The sequence below is a fragment of the Kitasatospora sp. NPDC059747 genome (assembly GCF_042732955.1).
Lineage (GTDB): Bacteria > Actinomycetota > Actinomycetes > Streptomycetales > Streptomycetaceae > Kitasatospora.
Genome location: NZ_JBHWGV010000071.1, coordinates 33,235 through 49,715, shown reverse-complemented (window position 1 = coordinate 49,715; position 16,481 = coordinate 33,235). Strand labels below are relative to the sequence as shown.

The 16,481-nt window shown below is 72.2% G+C and carries 19 protein-coding genes; 8 read left to right on the top strand and 11 right to left on the bottom strand.

Annotated elements, in window-relative coordinates:
• Positions 1-179: 179 nt before the first annotated feature.
• On the bottom strand, positions 180-689 hold the full coding sequence (locus tag ACFV4G_RS27740; RefSeq protein WP_380444824.1) for a hypothetical protein: 510 nt from the start codon (positions 687-689) through the stop codon (positions 180-182).
• 142 nt (positions 690-831) lie between these two features.
• Between ACFV4G_RS27740 and ACFV4G_RS27735 the strand changes: the two genes are divergently transcribed.
• Together ACFV4G_RS27735 and ACFV4G_RS27730 are read left to right on the top strand one after the other, a co-directional pair.
• Positions 832-1,410 (top strand): NADAR family protein, encoded by a 579-nt coding sequence (locus tag ACFV4G_RS27735; RefSeq protein WP_380444823.1) that lies wholly within the window; start codon positions 832-834, stop codon positions 1,408-1,410.
• 196 nt (positions 1,411-1,606) lie between these two features.
• Positions 1,607-2,662 carry a hypothetical protein gene (locus tag ACFV4G_RS27730; protein ID WP_380444822.1) on the top strand — a complete coding sequence of 352 codons (1,056 nt, stop codon included), beginning with the start codon at positions 1,607-1,609 and terminating at the stop codon, positions 2,660-2,662.
• Between the two features lie 76 nt (positions 2,663-2,738).
• Here ACFV4G_RS27730 and ACFV4G_RS27725 read toward each other — a convergent pair whose 3' ends face one another.
• A complete protein-coding gene (locus tag ACFV4G_RS27725) occupies positions 2,739-4,121 on the bottom strand; it encodes a glycine--tRNA ligase (protein WP_380444821.1) in 1,383 nt (460 codons plus the stop codon).
• A 212-nt stretch (positions 4,122-4,333) separates the two neighbouring features.
• Between ACFV4G_RS27725 and ACFV4G_RS27720 the strand changes: the two genes are divergently transcribed.
• Genes ACFV4G_RS27720 through ACFV4G_RS27705 form a run of 4 tightly spaced genes read left to right on the top strand, consistent with a single transcriptional unit; the run spans position 4,334 to position 7,510 of the window.
• Positions 4,334-5,362: a metal ABC transporter substrate-binding protein gene (locus ACFV4G_RS27720; RefSeq protein WP_380444820.1), complete on the top strand. Its 1,029-nt coding sequence runs from the start codon at positions 4,334-4,336 to the stop codon at positions 5,360-5,362.
• An 11-nt stretch (positions 5,363-5,373) separates the two neighbouring features.
• On the top strand, positions 5,374-6,138 hold the full coding sequence (locus ACFV4G_RS27715) for a metal ABC transporter ATP-binding protein (protein WP_380444819.1): 765 nt from the start codon (positions 5,374-5,376) through the stop codon (positions 6,136-6,138).
• Positions 6,135-7,064, top strand: coding sequence for a metal ABC transporter permease (locus ACFV4G_RS27710; protein WP_380444818.1), 930 nt, complete (start codon positions 6,135-6,137; stop codon positions 7,062-7,064). Before ACFV4G_RS27715 ends, ACFV4G_RS27710 begins: the two co-directional genes overlap by 4 nt.
• A gap of 35 nt (positions 7,065-7,099) precedes the next feature.
• The gene (locus tag ACFV4G_RS27705) at positions 7,100-7,510 is read left to right on the top strand and encodes a Fur family transcriptional regulator (protein ID WP_329931091.1); all 411 of its coding nucleotides are present in this window, start codon (positions 7,100-7,102) and stop codon (positions 7,508-7,510) included.
• Between the two features lie 73 nt (positions 7,511-7,583).
• Here the strand turns inward: ACFV4G_RS27705 and ACFV4G_RS27700 are convergent, their stop codons facing one another.
• The 4 genes from ACFV4G_RS27700 to leuA all read right to left on the bottom strand — a co-directional run bounded on the left by ACFV4G_RS27700 (position 7,584) and on the right by leuA (position 12,133).
• The gene (locus ACFV4G_RS27700) at positions 7,584-8,420 is read right to left on the bottom strand and encodes an isoprenyl transferase (RefSeq protein WP_380444817.1); all 837 of its coding nucleotides are present in this window, start codon (positions 8,418-8,420) and stop codon (positions 7,584-7,586) included.
• Between the two features lie 4 nt (positions 8,421-8,424).
• Positions 8,425-9,171, bottom strand: coding sequence for a DNA repair protein RecO (recO, locus tag ACFV4G_RS27695; protein WP_359969802.1), 747 nt, complete (start codon positions 9,169-9,171; stop codon positions 8,425-8,427).
• 232 nt (positions 9,172-9,403) lie between these two features.
• Positions 9,404-10,096 carry a TerB family tellurite resistance protein gene (locus tag ACFV4G_RS27690; protein WP_380444816.1) on the bottom strand — a complete coding sequence of 231 codons (693 nt, stop codon included), beginning with the start codon at positions 10,094-10,096 and terminating at the stop codon, positions 9,404-9,406.
• A gap of 240 nt (positions 10,097-10,336) precedes the next feature.
• Positions 10,337-12,133, bottom strand: a complete 1,797-nt coding sequence (gene leuA, locus ACFV4G_RS27685) for a 2-isopropylmalate synthase (protein WP_380444815.1) — start codon at positions 12,131-12,133, stop codon at positions 10,337-10,339.
• Positions 12,134-12,482: 349 nt separating this feature from the next.
• Here leuA and ACFV4G_RS27680 point away from each other — a divergent pair, with 349 nt between their 5' ends.
• Positions 12,483-13,523, top strand: a complete 1,041-nt coding sequence (locus ACFV4G_RS27680) for a M4 family metallopeptidase (RefSeq protein WP_380444814.1) — start codon at positions 12,483-12,485, stop codon at positions 13,521-13,523.
• A 143-nt stretch (positions 13,524-13,666) separates the two neighbouring features.
• Positions 13,667-13,933 (top strand): protealysin inhibitor emfourin, encoded by a 267-nt coding sequence (locus ACFV4G_RS27675; RefSeq protein WP_329931097.1) that lies wholly within the window; start codon positions 13,667-13,669, stop codon positions 13,931-13,933.
• A 46-nt stretch (positions 13,934-13,979) separates the two neighbouring features.
• Here the strand turns inward: ACFV4G_RS27675 and era are convergent, their stop codons facing one another.
• From era to ACFV4G_RS27650, 5 genes are all read right to left on the bottom strand, one after another.
• On the bottom strand, positions 13,980-14,909 hold the full coding sequence (era, locus tag ACFV4G_RS27670) for a GTPase Era (protein ID WP_359969813.1): 930 nt from the start codon (positions 14,907-14,909) through the stop codon (positions 13,980-13,982).
• A gap of 49 nt (positions 14,910-14,958) precedes the next feature.
• The gene (locus ACFV4G_RS27665) at positions 14,959-15,120 is read right to left on the bottom strand and encodes a hypothetical protein (RefSeq protein WP_380444812.1); all 162 of its coding nucleotides are present in this window, start codon (positions 15,118-15,120) and stop codon (positions 14,959-14,961) included.
• A gap of 102 nt (positions 15,121-15,222) precedes the next feature.
• Positions 15,223-15,576 carry a cytidine deaminase gene (locus ACFV4G_RS27660; RefSeq protein ID WP_380444811.1) on the bottom strand — a complete coding sequence of 118 codons (354 nt, stop codon included), beginning with the start codon at positions 15,574-15,576 and terminating at the stop codon, positions 15,223-15,225.
• Between the two features lie 46 nt (positions 15,577-15,622).
• The gene (locus ACFV4G_RS27655; protein ID WP_380444810.1) at positions 15,623-16,168 is read right to left on the bottom strand and encodes a DUF4383 domain-containing protein; all 546 of its coding nucleotides are present in this window, start codon (positions 16,166-16,168) and stop codon (positions 15,623-15,625) included.
• Positions 16,169-16,206: 38 nt separating this feature from the next.
• Positions 16,207-16,443: a hypothetical protein gene (locus ACFV4G_RS27650; protein ID WP_380444808.1), complete on the bottom strand. Its 237-nt coding sequence runs from the start codon at positions 16,441-16,443 to the stop codon at positions 16,207-16,209.
• Positions 16,444-16,481: the final 38 nt, after the last annotated feature.

Below are 16,481 nucleotides of genomic sequence, written 5' to 3'. Positions count from 1 at the left end.
ACCCCACCCCCCCCCCCCGCCCCCCGCCCCCGCGCCCCCCCCCCCCCCCCGCCCGCGCCCCCGCTCCCCCCCCCCCCCCCCCCCGCGGGCGGGCCCCCCCCCCCCCCCGTGTCCTCGCCGGAGCACGGCCGAGGGCCCGGATCGCGGGGATCCGGGCCCTCGGGGAGTCGAGTGCGGGCTCAGGCGGTGGCGGCCGGCTCGGCGTCCAGTTCGGCGAAGAACTCGTCGGCGATCGCGCGCGTGCGCGGCAGGTCGCCCAGCGGCTCGCCCACCACGCGGCCCGCCAGGTCGACGGCTACGGCGATGACGTCCTCCTTGAGCGCGGCCTCCGCGAGCACGCGGTCGGCCTCCAGCTGCACCTTGGCCGCCGCGACGATGCCGTCGCGCTGCGCCTGGCCCTCGGCGCGCACCGCCGCGATCAGGGCCGCGCCCTCCTCGGCGGCGTTCTGGCGGATCTCCGCGGCCTCGTGCCGGGCCGCGCTGAGCTCGGCCTGGAGCTGGTCGTGAACGGCCCGCGCCTCCGCCTGCGCGGCCTCCGCCCGCTCGGCCCCGCCCTCGATGGCGTCCGCACGGGCGGCGAGGTTCTTCTCGATGCGCGGCAGCAGCACCGCACCGAGAACGCCGAATATCAGGAAGAAGCAGAAGAGGCCGACGACGAGTTCAGCTGGATCTGGCTGCAGTGGTCCCATGCGGCGCATGCTAGTGGGAGCTCTCAACAGTCCGGGCGGCGCCCCCTTGGTGACGTCCGGTCAGCCTTGTCCCGCCAGGCTGCTCCGGGTCCGATCGAAATACGGTTGCGCCGCCTCCGGAACTTCGTGTCAGAATGACGATATGAGCAACGAGCACATGGGGGACCCGGTCGACACCCGCGACCGGACGGAGCTGGCGGCGCTCGTGGACGCCGGCGCCCGGCCGAAGTGGCTGATGTTCTGGGGGCACCGGGCCCGGCAGGACGGCGCGATCGGGCAGGGCGCGCTGAGCCAGTGGTGGCCGTGCCGGTTCACCGTGGACGGCGTGGAGTACGCGAGCGCCGAGCACTGGATGATGGCCGGCAAGGCGCGCATGTTCGGGGACGCCGCGATCGAGCGGCGCGTCCTGGCGGCCCGCACGCCCGCCGAGGCCAAGAAGCTCGGCCGACTGGTCGCGGACTTCGACGAGGCCACCTGGACGGCCGGGCGCTTCGAGCTCGTCGTGGCGGGCAACGTCGCGAAGTTCGGCCAGGACGAGGCCCTGCACAGCTACCTGCTCGGCACCGCGAACCGCGTCCTCGTCGAGGCCAGCCCGGTCGACCGCGTCTGGGGCATCGGCCTCGCCGCCGACGACGAACGCGCGGAACGCCCGGCCGAGTGGCGCGGGGAGAACCTCCTCGGCTTCGCCCTCATGGAGGTCCGCGCCCGCCTCACCGCCTGAGGCCCGCGCCCGCCTCACCGCCTGAGGCCGGCCGCCTCCCCCGGAGCGCGACCGGCGCACTTCTCGCAACGACCGCCGTCCGCGCGCTCCTTGACACCAGCCGGAGACGGCTGGACGTGCCCCCGTAACCGCCCCGCCACATTCCGACACCAGGATGTCTCGCAGTCAGGGACCAGATGGACAGGGTGGGGCGATCATGCGCATGCGGTCGAGCGCGCAAGAAAGCGAACTGCAGGCTCACGAACTGCGCGCGGAGCTGGACGAGTTACTCCGCGCCAGCCGGTACGCCGGGCAGCGCGAGCGACGGCTCACCGAGGCGATACAGGCCTCCCCGGACCGGCAGTGGCCGGACGGGGAGCTCATGCGGCAGCTCGCCCAGGCGCGCACGCTGCGCGAGGGCCTGGGCGCCCGGTGCATCCAACTGAGCGACCAGCTACAGCAGTTGGAGTTCGACCTGCGCCAGCACCCGGCGCAGGCGCCGCAATTCGCCACCCCGGAGCCGCCACCGCCGCGCCCGGACATCGGGGCGCTGGCGGGGCGGGTGACCACGCTCCACCGCAGCGGTGCCCTCACCGAGGTGGCCGACCTGCTGACCCAGGCCGCCGTCCGGCTCACCCCGGACGAGACCGCCCAGCTCGCCGGCCTCCTGGCCCGAAGAGGCCCGGGCGAGGCCTCCCGGCAACTCGCCCGCAGCGCCGCGCACACGGCCCCCGAGCACGCCGTCGCGGTGCTCGCCGAACTGCGCGAGGCGGGGCTCGCCGACGAGGCGGCCGAATTGTTCCACGCCTTCTGGGGCTACCCGGCCACCGCCCTGCCCGCCCTCCTCGCGGCCCTGGAGCACGCCGGCCAACTCGCCGACGGGGCCACGCTCCTGTGGGAGTGGGGCTCCGCCCCGACGCCCGAGCTGACCGTCCTCGCCGCCGGCCTCCGGCAGGCGGGCCGCCACAACGACGTCCGGACGCTGCTGCGCCAGGCCGCAGGCCGCCCGACGGCCGACCTCGCGGCCCTCGCGACGGACCTCCCGGCGCCCCTGCCCGCCGTGCTGCTGCACGAGCTCGCCGCGCTCCGCCCGCCCGTCGAACTCGTCCGGCTGGCGGCCTCGCTGGACCACCACCGCGGCCTCTACGACCTGCTCCTCGCCGCCCTGCACGCCGACCCGGCCAGGCACCGCGCGACCCTGGCCGCCCTCCGCGCGGCCGGCCTGCCGACCGAACCCGCCGTGCCCGCCCGCTCCCGCTGGGGCCGGCGGTAGGGCGCCGAGCCCGAACGCGAGGAAGCCCCCGCCCGTCCCGCAGGACGAACGGGGGCTCCCCGGAGAGCGAGCGGCCTCAGCAGCCGATCAGGCGCGCGGCCAGGTACGACTTGACCTGGTCGAGCGAGACGCGCTCCTGCGCCATGGTGTCGCGCTCGCGCACGGTCACCGCGTTGTCCTCAAGGGTGTCGAAGTCGACGGTGACGCAGAACGGCGTGCCGATCTCGTCCTGGCGGCGGTAGCGCTTGCCGATGGCGCCGGCGTCGTCGAACTCGACGTTCCACGCGGTGCGCAGGTCGGCGGCGAGGCCGCGGGCCTTCGGGGACAGCTCGGCGTTGCGCGACAGCGGCAGGACGGCGACCTTGACCGGGGCCAGGCGCGGGTCGAGCCGCATGCCGACGCGCTTCTCCAGGACGCCCTTGGCGTTGGGCGCCTCGTCCTCGAAGTAGGCGTCGATCAGGAAGGCCAGCATGGCGCGGTTGAGGCCGGCCGCCGGCTCGATGACGTACGGGAAGTACCGCTCGCCGCTCTCCTGGTCGAAGTACTTGAGGTCCTGGCCGGAAGCCTCGCTGTGCACCCGCAGGTCGTAGTCGGTGCGGTTGGCGACGCCCTCGAGCTCGGAGAACTCGCTACCGCCGAAGTTGAAGCGGTACTCGATGTCCACCGTGCGCTTGGCGTAGTGGGAGAGCTTCTCCTTCGGGTGCTCGAAGAAGCGCATGTTCTCGGTGCGCAGGCCGAGGCCGACGTACCAGTCCCAGCGCTGCTGGAGCCAGTACTCGTGCCACTGCTCGTCCTCGCCCGGCTTGACGAAGAACTCCATCTCCATCTGCTCGAACTCGCGGGTGCGGAAGATGAAGTTGCCGGGGGTGATCTCGTTGCGGAAGCTCTTGCCGGTCTGGGCGATGCCGAACGGCGGCTTCTTGCGCGAAGTGGTCTGGACTGCCTTGAAGTTGGTGAAGATGCCCTGGGCGGTCTCGGGGCGCAGGAAGGCCAGGCCGCCGGCCTCCTCGGTGACGCCGAGGTGGGTCTTCAGCATGCCCGAGAAGTCCTTGGGCTCGGTGAACTGGCCCTTGGTGCCGCAGTCGGGGCAGTTGACGTCCTTGAGGCCATTCGGCGGCGGGAAGCCGTGCTTGGCCTCGTACTTCTCCTCAAGGTGGTCGGCGCGGTGGCGCTTGTGGCAGGAAAGGCACTCGGTCAGCGGGTCGTTGAAGGTGGCGACGTGGCCGGAGGCCTCCCACACCTCGCGGGCGAGGATCACCGACGAGTCCAGTCCGACGACGTCCTCACGGGCCTGCACCATCGTGCGCCACCACTGGCGCTTGATGTTCTCCTTGAGCTCGACGCCCAGCGGCCCGTAGTCCCAGGCGGCACGCGTACCGCCGTAGATCTCGCTGCAGGGGTAGACGAAGCCACGGCGCTTGCTCAGGCTGACGATCGTGTCGATCTTGTCGGCGGCCACAGTGCTCTCTTCAGTACGTAAGGCACGGTCAGGGCACGGCTGGTTGCTCGTACCCGAATACCTCAGATTACCGGCCCCATGGGTACGGGGTTCAAATCGGTATCGTCGGACCGGCCCCACTGATTCCCATCGCACCACCCGAGCCGGTCACCCGCCGTTCACCCACCCGAGTGATTTGACAATCGTTTCCAATCAAGATGAGAATGATTGTCATGATGATCCGACGACACGCTCGCACCTCCATAGCCTTGGCCGCCACCACGATCGCCGCCGCGCTCACGCTCACCGCGTGCGGCGGCAGCAGCAGCGCCAAGGACGCGGACGGCAAGCTGAACGTCGTCGCCTCCTTCTACCCGATGGAGTTCCTCGCCCAGCAGATCGGCAAGGACCACGTCGCGGTCACCGACCTCACCGCCCCTGGCGTCGAGCCGCACGACCTGGAGCTCACCGCCAAGCAGGTCGCGAGCGTCCAGAAGGCCGACGCGATCCTCTACCTCAAGGGCCTGCAGCCGACCGTCGACCAGGCCGTCGGCCAGTCCTCCGCGAAGGCGAAGATCGACGCCACCGCCGCCAGCCCGCTGGTCGACCACCACCTCGACGAGGACACCGCCGCGGGCGACGGCCACAAGCACGACGGCCCGGCCGGCGACCCGCACATCTGGCTCGACCCGGCCCGCTACGCGGCGATCGCCAAGAGCGTCGGCGACTCCTTCGCCAAGGCCGACCCGGCCCACGCGGACGACTACCGGAAGAACACCGACGACCTCGTCAACCGGCTCGGCGCCCTGGACAAGGAGTTCCAGACCGGGCTGAAGGACGCCAGGACCAGGACCTTCGTCACCAGCCACGCCGCCTTCGGCTACCTCGCCGACCACTACGGCCTCACCCAGGTCGCCATCAACGGCGTCGACCCGGAGTCCGAGCCCACCCCGGCCCGCCTCGCCGCGGTGCAGAAGGCCGCCAAGGACAACGGCGTCACCACGATCTTCTTCGAGGCCCTCGTCGACCCCAAGCTCGCCAACACCGTCGCCAAGGACCTCGGTCTCAAGACCGCGGTCCTGGACCCGCTGGAGGGCGTCAAGGACCCGGCCAAGGACGACTACCTGAGCGTGATGCGGCAGAACCTGGCCAACCTCCAGGCCGCCCTGGGCGCAGCTCCTGCCGCCGCCCCGACCGGCACCGCCCCGACGACGGACGCCCCGGCCACCACCGCCCCGACCCCCGCGCCCACCGCCAGCTGACGGGACCCCCGATGAACCACCCGATACCCCCGGCCGTCCGCCTCCACAGCGCCGTCGCCTCGCGCGGCGGCCGGCCGGTGCTGCGCGGGATCGACCTCACGGTCGAGCCCGGCGAGGTCGTCGCCCTGCTCGGCGCGAACGGCTCCGGCAAGTCGACCACCGTCAAGACCGTGATCGGCTCCGTCCCGCTGGAGCAGGGCGCGCTGGAGCTGTTCGGCATCCCCTTCGCCAAGTTCCGCGCCTGGCACCGGATCGGGTACGTCCCGCAGCGCACCACCGCCGCCTCCGGCGTCCCGGCGACGGTGCGCGAGGTCGTCTCCACCGGACGGCTCCCGCAGCACCGCCTGCTGCCGTTCCGCCGCAGGGACCGGGACGCCGTGGACCGCGCGCTCGCCGCCGTCGGCATGCTCGACCGGGCCGGGGACGGCGTCGGCGACCTCTCCGGCGGCCAGCAGCAGCGCGTGCTCATCGCCCGCGCCCTGGTCGGCTCCCCCGACCTGCTGATCATGGACGAGCCGATGGCCGGCGTCGACGCCGCCAGCCAGCAGGTGCTCGCCGACACCCTGCGCGCCGAGGTCGCCCGCGGCGCCTCCGTGCTCCTCGTCCTGCACGAACTCGGGCCGCTGGAGCCGCTGATCGACCGCGCCGTGGTGCTCCGGGACGGCTGCGTCGCGCACGACGGCCCGCCCGTGCCAAACACCGGCCTGCACGCCCTGCCCGGCCACGACCACGTCCACCCGCACGCCGACCACACCCCGCCGAGGCTGCTCGCATGACCGAGATGCTCTCCTACGACTTCATGCAGCGCGCCCTGCTCGCCGCCGTACTGGTCGGGATCACCGCCCCCGCCGTCGGCATCTACCTGGTGCAGCGCCGCCAGGCCCTGATGGGCGACGGCATGGGCCACGTCGCGATGACCGGCGTCGGACTCGGCTTCATCTTCCAGACCAGCCCGGTCTGGATGGCCGTCCTGGTCTGCGTGCTCGGCGCCGTCACCATGGAGCTCGTCCGCTCGCGCGGCAACCAGCGCGGCGACATCGCCCTCGCGATGCTCTTCTACGGCGGCATGGCCTGCGGCAAGCTCCTCGTCTCGCTCTCCGCCCAGGCCGGGGCCGGCTCGCTGGAGAGCTACCTGTGGGGCTCCATCCTCACCGTCGCCCCCGCGGACCTCGCCGCGATCGCCGCACTCGGCGCGGTGGTCATCGCCGTCACCGTCGGCCTGCGCCGCCAGCTCTTCGCGATCTGCCAGGACGAGGACTTCGCCCGGGTCACCGGCCTGCCGGTGCGCACGCTCAACCTGCTGCTCGCGGTCATGGCCGCGGTCACCGTCACCGTCGCCATGCGGGTCGTCGGCCTGCTGCTGGTCAGCGCCCTGATGGTGGTCCCGGTGGTGGCCGCCCAGCAGCTCACCCGCTCCTTCGCCGCCACCCAGGCGGCCTCGATCGCGCTCGGCGTGGTCGTCTCGCTGGCCGGCGTCACCGGCTCCTACCAGCTCGACGTGCCCTCCGGCCCGGCCATCGTGCTGCTCGCCATCGCGGTCTTCGCGGTGTTCAGCGCGATCGCCGCGCCGCTGGCCCGACGCCGCCACCGGGCGGGCGCCGACCCGGGGCCGCGCGAGTGCGACGTCCAACTGCCCGGACGGGCTTCTTCGAACACCTCTGACGCGGGCACGCCGGAGGGGCGGGCGGGGCTGGCACAATGAGGTGCGAGACGCCCACCACCCCAGGAGGACCCACGGTGACCACCGCCGGCCCGTCGCCGCGTGCCCGATCGACCCGGCAGCGTGCCGCCGTCTCGGCGGCCCTGGACGAGATCGAGGACTTCCGCAGCGCGCAGGAGCTCCACGACATGCTCAAGCACCGCGGAGACTCCGTCGGGCTGACCACGGTCTACCGCACGCTCCAGTCCCTCGCCGACGCCGGCGAGGTCGACGTGCTGCGCACCGCCGACGGCGAGGCGGTGTACCGGCGCTGCAGCAGCGGTCACCACCACCACCTGGTCTGCCGGCACTGCGGCGCGACCGTCGAGGTCGAGGGCCCGGCGGTGGAGCGGTGGGCCAACTCCGTCGCCTCGGAGCACGGGTTCAGCGACATCGCGCACACGCTGGAGATCTTCGGCACCTGCGCGGAGTGCGCCAAGAAGGCCTGACGGGCCGCACACGCCTGACGGAACGACGGAAAGGCCCGTGGGAACGGATCCCACGGGCCCTTCCGTCGTGTCCTCAGCGCTGCGCGGGGACTCCCTGCGCGGGCACCTCGTTCGGGATGGCCCCGCCGAAGCGCCGGTCGCGCATCGCGTACTGCTCGCAGGCACGCCACAGGTCGCGGCGGTCGAAGTCCGGCCAGAGCACGTCCTGGAACACGAACTCGGCGTAAGCGGACTGCCAGAGCAGGAAGTTGGAGGTGCGCTGCTCGCCGCTGGGGCGCAGGAACAGGTCCACGTCCGGCATGTCCGGGTGGTACAGGTACTTGGCGATGGTCTTCTCGCCGACCTTCTTCGGGTCGAGCTTGCCGGACGCGACGTCGGCCGCGATGGCCTGCGCCGCGTCCGCCAGTTCGGCCCGGCCGCCGTAGTTGACGCACATGTAGAGCGTGACGGCGTCGTTGTCCTTGGTCTGCTCCTCGGCGACCTTGAGCTCCTGGACGACGCTCTTCCACAGCTTGGGCATCCGGCCGGCCCAGCGCACCCGCACGCCCATCGCGTCCATCTCGTCGCGGCGGCGGTGGATGACGTCCCGGTTGAAGTTCATCAGGAACTTCACCTCGTCGGGCGAGCGCTTCCAGTTCTCGGTGGAGAACGCGTACAGCGAGATGTTCTTCACGCCGAGCTCGATCGCGCCCTTGAGCACGTCCAGCACGACCGCCTCGCCGACCTTGTGGCCCTCGGTGCGCGGCAGCCCGCGCTCCTTGGCCCAGCGGCCGTTGCCGTCCATCACGATGGCGACGTGGTTCGGCACCAGCTCGCCGGGGATCTTCGGGGGCCGGGCGCCGCTGGGGTGCGGGGTCGGGGGGAGGTACTCCCGCTGCTTGCCGCCGCCGAAGAGCCGTCGCGCTGCCATGTGCTCACTTCTCCACGTATCTCATCGAGCGGATTCCCCGCTCCAGGTGCCACTGCAGATAGGCCGCGACGAGGCCGCTGCCCTCCCGCCAGTACCGCGGCTCGCAGGAATCCGCCGTCTGCCAGTCGCCCGACAGCAGCGCCCCGAGCAGTACCAGTGTCTCAGGGGAGGGTACGGCACATCCGGGCACTCGGCAGTCCGCGCACAGCACCCCGCCCGCCGGGAGCGAGAAGAAACGGTTCGGCCCGTCCAGCCCGCACTTGGCGCAGTCGGTGAAGCTCGCGCCGTACCCGTTCACCGCGAGCGAGCGCAGCAGGAAGGCGTCCAGCACCAGGTGCGACTCGTGCAGCCCGGCCGCGAGCGTGCGCAGACCCCCCACGAGCAGCAGGTACTGCTGGACGGCCGGCTCGCCCTCGTTCTCGGCGAAGCGCTCGGCCGTCTCCAGCATCGCCGTCCCGGCGGTGTACCGGCCGTAGTCGGTGACGATCGAACCGCCGTACGGCGCGATCGTCTCGACCTGGGTGCACAGCGGCAACCCGCGGCCGATCAGCTCACTCCCCCGGCTGAAGAACTGCACGTCCACGTGCGAGAACGGCTCCAGCCGGGCGCCGAACTTGGACTTGGTCTTGCGCACCCCGCGCGCCACCGCGCGCACCTTGCCGTGCTGGCGGGTCAGCAGGGTGATGATCCGGTCGGCCTCGCCGAGCTTCTGCGCCCGCAGCACCACGCCGTCGTCCCGGAACAAGCTCATGCGCCCGCCTCGCTACGCTCGGCAGGGGCATTCGCCCACTCGCACCTGTTCAATGACTCGCTCGCTCCGCCATGCCCACCATTGTCGCCCACCCGGGCGCAGCCGTGTGCCCGCACCCAGGCCGTGGGGGAGGACCTGTGCGGTGCGGGTCACGGCGGGCCCGGAGGGGGGGAGACGGGCCCGTTTGTGGGGGTTGGTGATGGCTCTGCGGCAGTGTGTGGAGAGAGCAGGTCTAGTACGGCGCCCGGGTGGCCGCCTCCAGCAGCGCCGAGACCCGGGTCTGGGGCAGGTCCAGGCAGCGCCCGACCGCGGCCAGCGCCTCCCGCTCCTGCGGCAGGTAGCGCCCGTCGGCGAGCGCGATCGCCGCGCCCTGGAGCAGCAGCCGCTCGCGGCCCTGGTGGGCCAGGTGCGGGGCGAGCGGTTCGAGCACCGCGTGCAGTTCCACGGCGAGGCCGCCGGCCTCCCCCAGCCTCCGGCCGGGAGGTGCCCCCAGGTCCTGGGCGTCGTAGAGTTCGCCGCCGAGCCCGGACAGGGCGGCGAGCGCGGCCAGCACCTGGGCCTCGCCGCAGTCCTCGAACCCGGCCTCGCGCACCGCCGCGCAGGCGGCCTCGCGGGCCGCGCGGTGGGCGGTGCCGCCGGCCGCGAGCAGGGCCAGCGCGATCGTGTACTGGGCGTCCCGCAGCATGCCGCCGAGCCGGACGCAGGTGGGCTGTTCGAGGCTCTCGACCCCGTACCGGCCGTCGCAGCCGGTGCACTGCACGCTGCCGATCACCGGTCCGAGCGGGAGCACCGGGGTGCCCAGCAGCCGCAGCCACCGCCGGCCGTGCTGCCGGCGGTAGTTGCGGTCCCCGCCGCAGCCCGGGCAGAAGAAGTCACCGAGAACGTCGGTCCGCCACCTCGGGCGAACACCCCACAAGCTGGTCACGGCGCCACTCCCCAGACATGGCAGGCGGCCTGCACAACTATGGGCAGGTCACGCGACCGGACACCGAGGCCGTCCCACCGACCCGGCTTTCCGGTGGATCGATGTTGCCACGCCCGGAGGCGGGTGTCAGTACCCCGAACGCCTTCCGGAGCGAAAAAATGTGGCCCAGGACACAGTCGGGGCGGGCAACGCCGAGGGCCGCCCCGCAGGACGGCCCTCCGTGCGTGCCACTCGTACGAACTACCCGCGCTGCGCCCGGTTGACGGCGCTGATCATCGCCTTCAGGGACGCCAGCACGGTGTTGGCGTCGATGCCCACGCCCCACAGCACCTTGCCGTCCACCGCGCACTCGACGTACGCGGCGGCCTGGGCGTCGCCGCCCTCGCTCAGCGCGTGCTCGGAGTAGTCCAGGACCCGCACGTCCACGTCGATCCGGCCCAGCGCGTCGGCGAACGCGGAGACCGGGCCGTTGCCGACACCGGTCAGGGTGACCGGCACGCCGTCCACCACGGCCCCGGCGATCAGCGCGTCCCGGCCGTCCTCGGTGGTCAGGGTGCGCGAACCGCTCAGCGTGATCCGGCCCCACGGGTTGTCCGTGGTCGGCAGGTACTCGTCCTCGAAGACCCGCCAGATCTCGGCCGGGGTGACCTCGCCGCCCTCGGCGTCGGTCTTGGCCTGGATGATCCGGGAGAACTCGATCTGCATGCGGCGCGGCAGGTCCAGCTTGTGGTCGTTCTTCAGGACGTACGCGACACCGCCCTTGCCGGACTGGCTGTTGACCCGGATGACCGCCTCGTAGGTGCGGCCGACGTCCTTCGGGTCGATCGGCAGGTACGGCACGCCCCAGGTGTGCTCCGCCACCGGCACGCCCGCCGCCTTCGCGTCCGCCTCCAGGGCGTCGAAGCCCTTCTTGATGGCGTCCTGGTGCGAGCCCGAGAAGGAGGTGTAGACCAGGTCACCGGCGTACGGGTGGCGCGGGTGCACCTCCATCTGGTTGCAGTACTCGGCGGTGCGGCGCACCTCGTCGATGTCGGAGAAGTCGATCTGCGGGTCGACGCCCTGCGAGAACAGGTTCATGCCCAGGGTCACCAGGTCGACGTTGCCGGTCCGCTCGCCCTGGCCGAACAGGCAGCCCTCGATGCGGTCCGCACCGGCCATGTAGGCCAGTTCGGCGGAGGCGACGGCGGTGCCACGGTCGTTGTGCGGGTGCACCGACAGACAGACGAACTCGCGGCGCGACAGGTTGCGCGACATCCACTCGAACTGGTCGGCCTGGACGTTCGGGGTGGCCCGCTCGATGGTGGCCGGCAGGTTCAGGATGATCTCGCGGCCCTCGCCCGGCTGCCAGACGTCCATGACCGCCTCGCAGACCTCCAGCGCGAAGTCCAGCTCGGTGTCGACGAAGATCTCCGGCGAGTACTGGTAGCCGAAGACGGTGTCCTCGCCCAGCAGCTTCTCCGCGTACTCCATCACCAGCCGGGTGCCGTCGGTGGCGATCGCCTTGGTGGCCGCCATGTCGTTGCGGAACACCACCCGGCGGAAGAGCGGCGCGGTCGCGTTGTACAGGTGGACGGTCGCGCGCGGGGCGCCGACCAGCGACTCGACGGTCTTCTCGATCAGCTCCTCGCGGGCCTGCGTCAGCACCGAGATGGTGACGTCCTCGGGGATCGCCCCCTCCTCGATCAGCGACCGTACGAAGGCGTGGTCGGTGGCCCCGGAGGACGGGAAGCCGACCTCGATCTCCTTGTAGCCCATCGAGACCAGCAGGTCGAACATCTTGCGCTTGCGGGCCGGCGACATCGGGTCGATCAGCGCCTGGTTGCCGTCCCGCAGGTCGGTGGACAGCCAGCGCGGCGCCTTGGTGATCACCTTGTCCGGCCAGGTGCGGTCGGGCAGGTCGACCGTGCCGAACGGCAGGTAGCGCCCGTGGCGCATGCCGGACGGCTGCTGGCGCACGCTCGCGGCGGTGATCGGGGTGGGACGGTCGACGAAGGCCCGGCCGGCGGGGATGGGCGCGGCGGAGGTCTGCTCGGTCATGGAACGGCTCTCGGCTTCCTGTGGGTGCGGGGCTGGTCGGGTCCTGTGAAAGGGGGGAAAACACCGACTGGCCGGCCTGCTGCCGCTCACGATCCGCCGTTGGACCGCCGGATGACGCGCACAGCTCGATCCCCGCGGCGAGGGAGCCGGCCCCAGTGGACTACAGGCCCTCGACGCGGCAGCTAAGAAGAAGCAGCCCGTTGCGCATGATGATCCCCAGCGTAACCGAGGCACGTGCGCCCCCGAAGTGATCCGGGCAACCTTCCCACTCCTTGAGACGGCGGCACCGGCGCCTCCGCTTGCGCGCGCGCCGGTGACAACCGGTCATCGAGGCCTCACTCTGGGCCACATGACTGCCGCGCCGCCGCTGTGCACCATCGTTCCGCCGTACGTCCTCGACCACCTCGCCGAGGCCGGTCACGAGCCCGCCGCCCGCTCCCTGCTCCTCGACGCCGCCCACCGCTCGACCCGCCACGCCGCTCCCCCGGCCGCCCCCGCCGGCCCCGCCGGCCCGGGTGCCACCGGGCTCAGCCGGGTGATCGCCGACACCGGCCACAGCGAGCGGCTGCCCGGACGGACCGTCCGCACCGAGGGCCAGGCCCCGGTCGCCGACCGGTCCGTCGACCACGCCTACGACGGCCTCGGCGCGACCTTCGCGCTGTACGCCGACGCCTTCGGCCGCCGCTCCGTCGACGGCCGCGGGCTGCGGCTGGACGCGACGGTGCACTACGGCCAGGACTACGACAACGCGTTCTGGAACGGCAAGCGGATGGTCTTCGGCGACGGCGACGGCGAGGTGTTCGGCGACTTCACCGCCTGCATCGACGTCATCGGCCACGAACTCACCCACGGCGTCACCCAGTTCACCGCCGGCCTGGAGTACCGGGACCAGCCGGGGGCGCTCAACGAGTCGGTCTCCGACGTCTTCGGCTCGCTGGTCAAGCAGTACGCGCTGCGCCAGGGCGCGGCCGACGCCGACTGGCTGATCGGCGCCGGCCTGCTCGCCCCCGGCGTGCAGGGCGTCGCGCTGCGCTCGATGAAGGCGCCCGGCACCGCCTACGACGACCCGCGCCTCGGCAAGGACCCGCAGCCGGCGCACATGCGGGACTACGTGCAGACCGCCGGGGACAACGGCGGCGTGCACATCAACTCCGGCATCCCCAACCACGCGTTCTACCTGCTGGCCACCGCGCTCGGCGGCTCGGCCTGGGAGTGCGCCGGACGGATCTGGTACGACGCGCTGACCGGCCGCCGGCTGCCCGCCGACGCCGACTTCACGGCCTTCGCCCGGGCCACCGTGGCCGCCGCCAAGGCCCGTTACCCCGACCGGAGTTCGATCGCGGACACCGTGACGGCCGCGTGGGCGCAGGTGGGCGTCAGCCCCGGCTGACGGCACCCCGGCCCCCGAACTCCCGTTCCCCGGGCCGGGGAGCGGGAGTTCGGGACCGGCCGAGACCAGGTTGAGCCGGGCTTAAGGTCACGGTCCGGGAAAAGCCCGGCAAAAACCCATCCCTACGTAGCACCATGGCCACCATGCGTATCCAGGTGACCCGGACCGGCGGCCTCGCGGGAATCGTCCGCCGCGCGGAGCTCGACACCACCGACCGTACGGACGCCCCGCACGTCCACGCGCTCGCCCGCGAGGCCGTCGCGGGCGGGCTGCGGGCCCCGTCGTACGGGGTGCCGGACGGCTTCCACTACGAGATCACCGTCGACGGCCGCACGGTCCACTGCGCCGACCCGAAGCTCACCGACTCGCAGCGCGAGCTGGTGTCGCTGGTGCTGCGCGAGGGCGCGTAGGACGTTCCCCGGGCACCCCCCGCGCGGCACCCGGCCCCGCGGCCGGTCAGAACCCGAGCTTGCGCAGCTGCTTCGGGTCGCGCTGCCAGTCCTTGGCCACCTTGACGTGCAGGTCGAGGAAGACCGGCGTGCCGAGCAGCGCCTCGATGTGCTTGCGGGCCGTCGTGCCGACGTGCTTGAGCCGCGCGCCCTTGGCGCCGATGACGATCGCCTTCTGGCTCTGCCGCTCGATGTAGACGTTCGCGTGGATGTCCAGCAGCGGACGGTCCGCCGGGCGGCCCTCGCGCGGCAGCATCTCCTCGACCACGACGGCCAGCGAGTGCGGCAGCTCGTCCCGCACGCCCTCCAGGGCGGCCTCACGGATCAGCTCGGCGACCATGATCTGCTCGGGCTCGTCGGTGAGGTCGCCGTCCGGGTACAGCGGCATGCCCTCCGGCAGCAGCTTGGTGATCAGGTCGGCGACCAGCTCCACCTGCTTGTCGCCCACCGCCGAGACCGGGATGATCTCGGCCCACTCGATGCCCAGCTCGACGCCGAGCTGGTGGACGGCGATCAGCTGCTCGGCCAGCCGCTTGGAGTCGACCAGGTCGGTCTTGGTGACGATGGCGACCTTGGGGGTCTTCTTGATCTCGGCGAGCTCCTTGGCGATGAACTTGTCGCCGGGGCCGAGCTTCTGGTCGGCGGGCAGGCAGAAGCCGATCACGTCGACCTCGGCCCAGGTGGAGCGGACCAGGTCGTTGAGGCGCTCGCCGAGCAGGGTGCGGGGCTTGTGCAGACCGGGGGTGTCCACCAGGACGAGCTGGGCGTCCGGGCGGTGGACGATGCCGCGCACGGTGTGCCGGGTGGTCTGCGGACGGTCGGAGGTGATCGCGACCTTCGTCCCCACCAGGGCGTTGGTCAGGGTCGACTTGCCCGCGTTGGGCCGGCCGACGAAGCACGCGAATCCGGATCGGTACGGGGAGGAAGGGGCACTCATGCGCTCCATTCTCCCTGATCACCGGGAGCCGGCCGACCCGGCCGCGCGGTCAGCCCTTCGAACCGCCGCCGCGCGAGGTCAGCGCGGCGACGATCAGCAGCAGGAGGAAGGCCAGCGAGCCCCCGAGCCACCAGGGCGAGCCGGTCTCCTGCCACTTGCCCATCCCCATCACGAACAGCAGCAGCCCGGCGAAGAACGCCACCGTGCCCATGTCCCCAGCCCCCTCACCGATTCCCCTCCGGTGAGATTATCTGCTGAACGCAGGAACGTTCCGCCGGGCCACCGACGCGTCGGGAACGCGCGAGAACGCCCCTCAGGAGGCCTTGACCGCCACCCGGAGCGTCCCGTCCGGACCGGCCAGCAGCAGTGGCGTCCCGGCCCCGCCGAGGTCCCGCACGGCCGCCAGGTCGGCCTCGGCCGGCCGCTCCGCCTCGCTCACCACGGCCGCCGCCTCCAGCGACTTCGCCCCGCTGGCCACCGCCATCGCGACGGCCGTCTGCAGCGCGCTCAGCCGCAGCGACTCCAGCGCGACCGTCCCGGCCACGTACGTCCGCCCGGTCTCGTCACGCACCGCGGCCCCCTCGGGGACGCCGTTGCGGGCGCGGGCCGAGCGGGCCAGGGTGATGATCTTCTTGTCTTCGGGGTCGAGCTCGACGTTGTCACTCATGCGCCGAGCATAGGCGCCGACCGGCCCGCGGGGCCCGGGGCGGCCCTCAGTGGCCGACCGGCTGGGTCGGTCCCGGGTTCGGGTTGAGGACCTTGACGAAGGTCTTCGGACCGGACGGCAGCGGCGTCTCCCGCTCGATGCGCCCGCGCCAGAACGGGTTGTCGTGCGGCAGGTGGCTGCTCACCCGTCCGTACATCCCGAACGTCGTCACGACGGTCCCGAACACGAAGGCGAACAGCACGTTCGACATCCGGAAGTTGAGGATGTTGGCGTCCGGCCGGCCGAGCACCGTCAGCCCGTAGAACCCTGACAGCACGAACAGCACGCCGACCACCATGTTCAGGTTCGACGCGAAGTTCCCGCCGATCACCGCCCCCACCACCAGGATCGCGCCCACCACGATGGACAGGATGCTCAGCGTCCCGTTGGTCGACAGCCCGGCGACGCGGTCACCGTGCGTCGCGAGGAACCCCGGGTGGTCGGCCAGGCCGAGGCACCCGAACACGATCAGGAAGATCCCCCCGAGCCCCGCCCCGGCCCGCCACACGGTGGCGAGCTTCGAGTCGACGGGCAGTTCGTCTTGCAGCTTCATGGCGACCTCCACCATGGGCCGGCCGGGCGGCACCCGGCCTAGCTGTAGGGATGGCTCCCCTGCATGTGCGGGACCTCGTGCATGTAGAGCGAGCCGCACTGCTGACAGCAGCGCAACCCGGTGCCCCATTCCTGCTCGGGCCGGGTCTCGGCCTCGTCCGCCATGGTCCGGCCGCACAGCGCCATCGCGAGGTCGCCGTCCCGGACCACGTGCCAGACCTTGACCCCGCCCGCCGCCCCTTGCGGGCCGTACTCCGCGCGAAGTTGATGCGTCATGCCCTCCATGGTCGCTCCGCCGACCCGCCGCCGCTACT